This window comes from Streptomyces sp. 8L (assembly GCF_020176795.1).
Lineage (GTDB): Bacteria > Actinomycetota > Actinomycetes > Streptomycetales > Streptomycetaceae > Streptomyces.
In genome coordinates, this window is the sequence record NZ_JAIUKE010000370.1 from 1,643 (window position 1) to 10,098 (window position 8,456).

An 8,456-nucleotide genomic window follows, 5' to 3' on the forward strand; every position below is an offset into this window, starting at 1 on the left:
CCGCCCCCCCCCCCCGCCCCCCCCCCCCCCCCCCCCCCCCGCGGGGGGCCCCCCCCCCCCGGCCCCCCCCCCCCCCCCCGGCCCCCCCCCGGGGGGGGGCGGCGGCGGCCCGGGCCGGCCGACCAGGATAGCCCTCGCTTGTCTCCCCTCACGTCCACGGAGATCGCCGGACGGATCGAGGACCTGTACGGCGCACCGCTCGCCGACCTCAAGGCCCACGCCCAGGACCAGCCGCCCGGCATGCTCTCCGCCCTGCTCGGCATGCACGACGACCTCGCCCTCGCCGAGCGCAGCATCGCCTTTCACCGCGACCATCTCGCCCGGCTCCTCCATCCCGAGCGGCAGATCGGCCAGCACGAGGTCTCTCACCTCATCGACGACTCCCGACGGCTCGCCGAAGCCGTAGCCGTCCGGGACGCCCAGGCCGCGTCGCTCGACGCCGTCCTGCAGAGCCTCGCTCGCGTCCCGGAACCAGCGCCCGACCCGCCGACTGCCTCACCTCCCGCCGTCGCCGTGCCGCTTGCGACGCACAGCACGGCACACAGCCGCTGACTTGCGGGTCATGACCCGCACTCATCCAGGAGTTCCTTTCCTTGGCCATCACCGCCCTGCCCCCTGACACCGACGCCGACCTCGCCCGGGTCACCGAGGCACTCGCCATGATCACTCCACGCTGGAACGTGAGGATTCTGCTGGCCCTGTCCGGCCCGCCGCTGCGCTACAGCGAGCTGACGGCCAAGGTGCCCTGGCTGCTGGATGGGCAGCTCCACCCTAAGCTCAAGTCGTTGTGCGACGCCGGACTCGTCGAGCGGACCGAACACGGTGCGCGGCACGTGACCTACGGCCACACGGACCGCGCCGTGACCCTGCTGCCGGTCCTGCCGACGATCGTCACCTGGGCCGAGGAACATCTGGAGACGACGGAGCGGCCGGTGCCTGCGATCGAGCAGATCGAGGACAGCCTCACCCTGCTCACCCGGCGCCACGCTGCCGCCATCTTGTGGGTGCTCAAGTCCCGACAGGAGGCCAGCGGCCGGACTCTGGCCCGGATCGTGATGCCCAACAGCGAGTACACCAACGTCTATCCGCCGTTGCGGCAGCTCGTCACCGACGGCCTGGTCGACACCGAGGGCACAGGACGGCCCTACCGGCTGTCCGCCGCCGGCGAGGGCCTCGGCCCCGTTCTCGGGAGCCTGTCCGCATGGTCCGCCGGGCAGCCCCTCGACCAAGCAGCCCGGCACCCGCTGTGGGGGAACCTGCAGTCGAAGACCGCACCGCGGCCGTGGGTCAGCAGCCGGGCCCGGCCGGCGCCCGCAACGCCACGACCCGCCCGGGTCGGCGGGTCATCTCCGGGCTGGCACGACAGCGATCTCTTCTCGCACGCCACGCCCGCCCGTACGAAGGCGGCCATCCCGGCGGGAGGCCCGCGCCGATGACCACCCTCCTCACCCCCGCCGAAGCGCGCACCGCTGTCGAGCTGCTCGCCTCACGCCCGTTGATCCGCCTGATCACCGAGATCGACGACAACGGCCCCATACCACCACGAAGGCTGGCCAGCACCCTGCCCGACCTCTCCGCACACCAGCTGCGCCGCGCCGGCGAAGCCGCCCGCACCTACCATCTCGTCCAGGCCGAACCCGGGGCCAATCTGGAACTCACCGCCTCCGGAGCCGAGTTGGCCGACCTGTACGACGCGACTGCGCGCTGGTCCCGACACCACGCCTACCCCGCCGCAGTCAGCGAGTTCAGCACGCGCATCGGCCACGTCCTCGACCTCCTCGCACCCTCGCTGACGAACCGGCACACCGACGGCCTCCCGCGGCCGGCCGCCCCCCTCCTGCCCAGCGGCGAGGCCGAGTTGGAGCTGGCCCGTCCCCGATCGCTCCTGCTCCAGTGGCTGGCCGCAAACCCCCAGGTCACCCAGGTACCCGAAGCCGAACCTGAGCCGGCCGCGTGAGCACAGCCGTCACACCCCCGCACGCACCGCACACTGCCGGACTGATGCGCAGCATCTACCTGCCACGCGCGGCGGACGCGTTGGCGTTCGCGATGTCCACCTACGGTATCCCGCTGCTCGTCCTGGCCACCACACGCTCGTCCGCGCTGACAGGCGCCGCGTTCGCCCTGGAGTGGCTCCCCAGAGTGGCGGCGTTCGGATGGGCCGGTGCGATCGTCGACCGGCGCGGAGCGGCCATCGTCTTCCACCTCGCCTCCCTGGGACGCGCGCTGGCGCTCGCCGTCGGCGCGGTCCTGCTCCACCTCCACCCCTCCGGCACTGTCGCGAGCGCGACCGTCGTGGTCCTCGCGGCGACAACCGGCGTGCTCACCGAGTTCAGTTACCTCGCTGCCGAGACCGCGGGTGCCGCCGCCGGCCGCCGAGCGGGAGCGCGGGCTCACCGCGTCCAGGCCGTCCTGCTGGGCATCGACCAGACCGCGACCCTGGGCGGCCCGGCACTGGCCGGGGTCCTCCTGCTCGCCGGGCCACCGCCGATGCTCGCGGTGATCACCGTGCTCTCGCTTCTCGCTGCGCTGCTCGCCCTGCGGACACCGCCCTCGCCCCTCGCCCCGGCCCGCACGCCGAAGGGAACGTCCGGTGCCGGACTGCTCACCGGGTGGCGCACCATCCGCTCGCTTCCCGCGCTCGGCTGGATGGTGACCGGGCTGACCCTGTCCAACCTGGCCACCGGCCTTCTCCAGGCGGCCGGCCCCGTGATCGTGGTCCAAGACTTCGGGCAGTCCACCACGGCCGTCGGCCTGGTCTGGTCCGCTGCCGCGGCAGCCACCCTCCTGGCGGTGACCGTCTGCCGCTTCGCACTCGACCGCCTGGGCCTGTGGCCGGTCGGCGCCGCCTGCGCGGCCCTCGCCTCACTGGCCACTCTCGCCGCCGCACAGGCCCCAAATTACCGGTCCTACCTGGTCCTGGTCGCGATCCTCATGGCAGCCGAAGGCGGCCTGACGGTCGTCCTGCGCACCCTGCGCTCCCGCCTGATACCGCAGGAGAAGTTCGGCAGCACCCTGTCGGCGACCATCCTCATCCTCCTGCTGCCCTTCCCCGTGGCCGGCGCGCTCACCGCGCTCACGCCGCCCCATGCATTGGGCCATGTGATTACCGTGTGTGCCGTCCTGCAGGCCCTCGGCCTGTTCTGCGCCTTCGCCCGCCTGCGCACCGATCGCGCACTGCGCACCTGAGGCTGTCGCGCCGCCTGCGCCCTCTACGCCCGCCTCCTGGTCAAGGAACACACCGATTGGGATGGGGCGTTCGAGCTGCGCCGCCGCCGCAGTGCCACCTGCGAGAGCTCTCTCGTTTTGCCCTCAACCGATACGGAGCACCTTCTTGTCCGCTCGTTTTGGCAACCCCGGCTATCAGGGATTGCTCCATGCCCGTGCCGTGGGGGTCCGCCGCTGTGCTTCGGACGCCGAATCACCGGCCGGCGTGCTCTCGCACGATGCTCTCGGGACCCGCACACCTCCTCCAGCCCGTTCGTTCGCGTGGCCGGTGGCCGCTCCAGGACCGGGGCGGGCTGCGTGCGGTGGCGTGCTGGCCGCCGCATACCTGGGCACGGTCCCGGCGGCGAATCTGCTCACCGCCCATGCCGGAGCAGTTCCCGTCGGGCTCGGCATGATGGCTCCGGCCGGGGTCTACCTGCTCGGCCTGGCGCTGGTCCTGCGGGACCTGACCCGGGAGAGCCTCGGCCCCCGTGCGGTACTCGCGATGATCGCCGCGGGCGGGGCCATGTCGTGGCTGCTCGCACAGCCGAAGCTGGCACTGGCGTCGGTGGCCGCGTTCGTGCTGTCGGAACTACTGGATACGGCCGTCTACGAACCGCTGCGGCGCCGCGGCCTGATGGTGGCGGTGGTTGTCAGCAACACCGTCGGTGCGATGGCCGACTCGGTGGTCTTCCTGTCGCTCGCCTTCGGTTCGCTCGCCCTCCTGCCGGGCCAACTGTTCGGCAAAATGCTGATGACCCTCGCCGCCCTCACCGTGATCGCCACCGTGCGGCGCCGTCATCAGGCGGTGAACGCGTAGCCGTCGCAGCGGTCGGGCCGACGTTCTACCTCGGCACCCACATGGTGAATTGGCTCGCCGACAGCGACATCCCCTTGTTCATATCCCGCAACCGGCTCACGAAGCGCAAGACCTTCCCACGCGCCCGCACCGCCTGGGCCCTGGACTCCGGCGGCTTCACCGAACTCCAGCGACACGGCCGATGGACCATCACCGCTGCCGAGTACGCCACCGAGGTGCGGCGATATGCCGAGGCGATCGGCCACATGGCATGGGCGGCTCCCCAGGACTGGATGTGCGAACCGTGGGTGGTCTTCGGCAAACGCGAGGCCCCGCCCGCGGGCCCCGGATGGTTCCACGGCACCCGTAGCGCCCGCGGCCTGGCACCTGGCGAGCTTGATGAGGATCTGGACGCAGCCATCGCCCTGCACCAGCGCTACACGGTCGCCAACCTGATCGAGCTGCGCGCCATCGCCCCGGACCTGCCGTTCATCCCGGTCCTGCAGGGCTGGGAACTGCGCCACTACCTGCACTGCGCCCAGCTGTACGCCGACGCGGGCATCGACCTGGCGGCGGAACCCGTGGTCGGGCTCGGCTCCGTCTGCCGTCGCCAGGCCACCGACGAGATCGCCTCGATCGTCCGTGAATTCGCCCGCCAGGGCCTGCGCCTGCACGGCTTCGGAGTCAAGATCGCGGGGCTCGGCACCTACGCCGACGCACTCGTCTCCGCCGACTCGATGGCCTGGTCCATGGGCGCACGCCGCTCGGACCCGCTTCCCGGCCACACCCACAAGAGCTGCGCCAACTGCTGGGACTGGGCCAGCCGCTGGTACCAGCGTGTCACCTCCCAGCTGCCCCAGACCCGCCACCAGACCCCCACCACACAACTATTCGGAGGGCCAAATCCGCCATGCCGCACCCTGTTTCCCCGATAAATGCCACCACCCGTCCGCCGTGTGGTTCCTCGGGCTCCCCCCGCGTCCTCGTCGTCTCCGCCGGTGATGCGATCTACCGCGGTTATTGTCTGGAGCAGGTCGCCGCCGCCTACGACGTGGTCCTGCTGACGGGCACCGAGCCGTCCTGGGAGAAGCCCTACATCGTCGATCACGCCGTCGCGGACCTGAGCGACAACACCGCGCTGCTGGCTGCCGGCCGGGAGCTGGCGGCACGCCACACCCTGGCCGGGATCGTGACCTGGGACGAATGGAACCTCGTCCCCACTGCCCGTCTCGCCCGCGCGCTCGATCTGCCCGCGAACTCCGTCGAGGTGATGCGTGGCTGCCGCAACAAGGCCACCGCCCGCGCCCTGTTCGCCCGTCACGGAGTGCCGTCGGCCGCCTCGATGAAGGCCCGGACCCTGCTGGAGGCAGGGCTGGCGACGATGAGCATCGGCTATCCGGCTGTCCTCAAGCCCGCCGCCTTCGCCGGCAGTATCGGCGTCATCCGCATCGACCGGCCCGAAGAACTCGCCGACGCTTTCGAGTTCGCGTCGGCCGGAGCGAGCCAGAGCCGCGAGGACACCGGCGTCCTGGTCGAGGAGTACCTGGACGGTCCTGAGGTGTCCGTCGAGTGCGTCACCCAGCACGGCGTGACTACCGCTGTCGCCGTGACCCGCAAGAGCCTGGGTCCCGCACCGTACTTCGACGAGACCGGGCACACCGTCGACGCGGCCGACCCGCTGCTCACACAGGTCGCTCCCGCGGCCGGCGCAGCGGTCAAGGCCCTGGGAATCACGGATGGCGTGCAGCATGTCGAGATGCGTCTGGTCGACGGCCGGCCCCGGCTGATCGAAGTCAACGCACGCATCGGCGGCGACATGATCGGCCACCTCGTCCGCCTCGCCACCGGTATCGACCTGCCGAGGGCCGCCGCCGACCTCGCGTGCGGCGAGACACCCGACCTCACCCCGACTCGGCACGGTGCCGCAGGCATCCGCATGCTCTATCCGGCGGCCTCGGGCACCCTCGCCGCGCGGCAGGTCAACCAGCCCTTCGTCGCCCACACGCCCTGGCTACGCCAGCTCCAGTGGACCCGGAAACTCGGCGAGCAGCTCCTGCTGCCGCCCAAGGGGGACCTGTTCACCGCGCGAGCCGGGTTCTACGTCGTCACCGGCCGCAACACCGCCGAGGTCAACGAACGCCTCGATACCGCCGCCGACGAAATCACCGTGACCACTCAGGCAGGACGATGAGCCCACAGCCCGATCCGCGCTACGACATCGACGGCGACGTTTACGTCACCCCGCGCTACGTCGCGGCCAGCACCGTGACCGGCGACCCCGCTCTCGCCCCGCTCCTGGACCTCGGCTGGGATCTCCGGCACGACGACCTCGGCAACGTGTACGTCGACGCCCCGGACCGGCGCCTACGCCTCGGCTACCTGCCCGAGGGGGAAGACGACGGTCTGTGGCGCATCAACGCCTACAAGGACCCCTTCGGTCCGCCGACCTGGGGCGTTTGCTTCAACGACCGCACCCCCGAGGAATTCGTCCGCGCCTTCACCACGGCCCTCGCCTCGGCCTACAAGCAAGATCCGGATATCTCTCTCGCTCGGCCACTCGCTCAGATGACCGAACGCGATCCCTTTCTCGCTGTCACGCCCCTCCTGAAGCAGGGCTGGGTATTGGACCGCCCGCGCCAGGGTGTCTTCGCCGTTCAGTCGCCAGACGGGTTCGCTGGCCTGGAGTTCACCACCGGCGACCTCGACCCGGACATTGAACTCACGACCCGCGCGGCGCGCTGGCAGATGTGGGCCGGCAAGTCCGTCGAGCGGCCCGCCTGGTACGCCACGGCCAGCACCGACACACCGATTGTCCTTCTCGCCGCCTTCACCGAATCCGTCTGCGACCCCGCCCCGCTGCCCCGCTGGAAGAAGGACACCTTCAGCTACATCACGGGCATGGCCCGCCTTACTCCCGTTCTCCCGCCGCAGCCGCCGGCGCCCACTCCACTCGACGTGCAGCGGGCCGTCTCCTCTCGCCGTCCGGCCGCGCTGCCCGCAGCCAGCGTCCCGCGATGGAGCACCTCCACCCGACACGCCCTGCCCCCCTCACGTCGATAACGCGCTGACCTCCCGGGACTCTTCTTCGTCTCTGCAGGCTGCCGAGTTCTTCGCCGAACTCTGCCTCCCTTCCACGACCACACACTGTCGTGGGCGATGCCTACTACGCCACACCCGTGCCCGGCGCAGTCCTGCGACTGCGCATCGCCTTCACCACCGCGTTCTACAGGTCTACCGCCGTGACAACGTCGGCAACATCCGGTCAAGCGGCCCCATTTACGGCATCTTCACCGAGAACCACCGTGACGGCTCGCCGCCGTGGGAGGGGGCTGAGTTCACGGGGCTTCGCCACGCCATCGGGCAATACACCGCCGTCTGGTTCCCCGGTGTTTGGACCGTGACCACACCGAGCCGTACGGCGAGCCGGAACGCGCACACCGCTCCCGTTGCGCCGGCCACCTGCAGCGGCGCCCCCGCCCGCTGAACCACACCCACACCGCCCGCTCTGTATTTCGCCCCGCCCAACAGGAGTCCTAACCAGTGACACACCCCTTTGACAACCTCGACCCGGGTCAGAGCGTGAAAGTCCTGCCCCGTCACCTCGCCGGTCCCGGAGCTGTAGACCCCCGCATCGTATGGGGCTTTCCCTACGACGAGGGCTGGCCATTCGTGCAGACCGAGGAAGGCACAGCCGTAGCTTTCAGCCCGTGCCTGCGACTGCAGACCACCTACCGGCCCCAGCTCGGCACGGGCATGTGGACCATCAGCGCGCATCGGGTCCCCTTCGCCAAGCACACGTGGCGGATCACCTTCGATGGCACCACCCCCGTCGAACTGCTGCAGGATGTTCACGCTGAGGTGCTCGACATCTACCTCGAAGACCGGCACAGCGACCGAGACTGGCTCTTTCCGGGTGAAGGGGTGCCCCACGAGGCATACGTGCCCCTGTTCGCCAACGGCTGGATACACGATGTCAAGACCAATGGCACACAGACCTTCCTCGCCCCGGACGGGCTGGGCGGCGTGTGTCATCGATACGCCACCGGGTACGACGGGCCAGCATGGGAGTACTGGGGCGGTCACCCCGACGCGCCGTATTGGACGGCACGCTTCTCGCGCGACACTCCCACCGCACTCGCCACAGCCTTCACAGCTTCGCTGATCTCCACCGAACCGCTGCCCGCACGGTCAAGGACATCCCCCTCTACAGCCGCAGCGCCCTGTACGTCGCCACCCCCACAGACAAGCGACCGAACGGCACCACACCCGCGGCTCCGCCACCGTCCGCCCTGCTCCCAGGCCGGACCCGATGATCTCTCCCGCCCCCTGTCCCAAGGAGTCCTCTTCCTCGTGCACGCACGTCTCGTCCGATCCGCCGCTGCCGTCGCCGTCGCGGCCGGGCCCCCCCCCCCCCCCCCCCCCCCCCCCCCCCCCCCCCCCCCCCCCCCCC

General features: G+C 70.7%; 7 protein-coding genes and 2 pseudogenes. All 9 read left to right on the forward strand.

Annotation, left to right across the window (positions count from 1 at the left end):
• The first annotated feature begins 138 nt into the window (after nt 1–138).
• A complete protein-coding gene (locus tag LCE31_RS26985; protein ID WP_225018675.1) occupies nt 139–552 on the forward strand; it encodes a hypothetical protein in 414 nt (137 codons plus the stop codon).
• A gap of 41 nt (nt 553–593) precedes the next feature.
• On the forward strand, nt 594–1,436 hold the full coding sequence (locus LCE31_RS26990; RefSeq protein ID WP_225018658.1) for a winged helix-turn-helix transcriptional regulator: 843 nt from the start codon (nt 594–596) through the stop codon (nt 1,434–1,436).
• Entirely contained in the window at nt 1,433–1,957 is a 525-nt protein-coding gene (locus LCE31_RS26995; protein WP_225018660.1) for a regulator, read from the forward strand. Before LCE31_RS26990 ends, LCE31_RS26995 begins: the two co-directional genes overlap by 4 nt.
• On the forward strand, nt 1,954–3,189 hold the full coding sequence (locus LCE31_RS27000) for an MFS transporter (RefSeq protein WP_225018662.1): 1,236 nt from the start codon (nt 1,954–1,956) through the stop codon (nt 3,187–3,189). The genes LCE31_RS26995 and LCE31_RS27000 overlap by 4 nt, the downstream gene beginning before the upstream one ends.
• A 346-nt stretch (nt 3,190–3,535) precedes the next feature.
• On the forward strand, nt 3,536–4,027 hold the full coding sequence (locus LCE31_RS27005) for a VUT family protein (RefSeq protein ID WP_225018664.1): 492 nt from the start codon (nt 3,536–3,538) through the stop codon (nt 4,025–4,027).
• 35 nt (nt 4,028–4,062) lie between these two features.
• A pseudogene (locus LCE31_RS27010) lies at nt 4,063–4,941 on the forward strand (deazapurine DNA modification protein DpdA family protein); the annotation flags it as partial.
• Nucleotides 4,917–6,197, forward strand: coding sequence for an ATP-grasp domain-containing protein (locus LCE31_RS27015; protein WP_225018668.1), 1,281 nt, complete (start codon nt 4,917–4,919; stop codon nt 6,195–6,197). The pseudogene LCE31_RS27010 and the gene LCE31_RS27015, both read left to right, overlap by 25 nt.
• Entirely contained in the window at nt 6,194–7,066 is an 873-nt protein-coding gene (locus tag LCE31_RS27020; protein WP_225018671.1) for a DUF317 domain-containing protein, read from the forward strand. The genes LCE31_RS27015 and LCE31_RS27020 overlap by 4 nt, the downstream gene beginning before the upstream one ends.
• A 693-nt stretch (nt 7,067–7,759) precedes the next feature.
• Nucleotides 7,760–8,456 (forward strand): annotated as a pseudogene (locus tag LCE31_RS27025) (DUF317 domain-containing protein); the annotation flags it as partial.

Coding starts and splice junctions, on each gene's coding strand:
- LCE31_RS26995 (WP_225018660.1), top strand. CDS start 1,433: ATGACCACCCTCCTCACCCCCGCCGAAGCGCGCACCGCTGTCGAGCTG.
- LCE31_RS27020 (WP_225018671.1), top strand. CDS start 6,194: ATGAGCCCACAGCCCGATCCGCGCTACGACATCGACGGCGACGTTTAC.
- LCE31_RS27015 (WP_225018668.1), top strand. CDS start 4,917: ATGCCGCACCCTGTTTCCCCGATAAATGCCACCACCCGTCCGCCGTGT.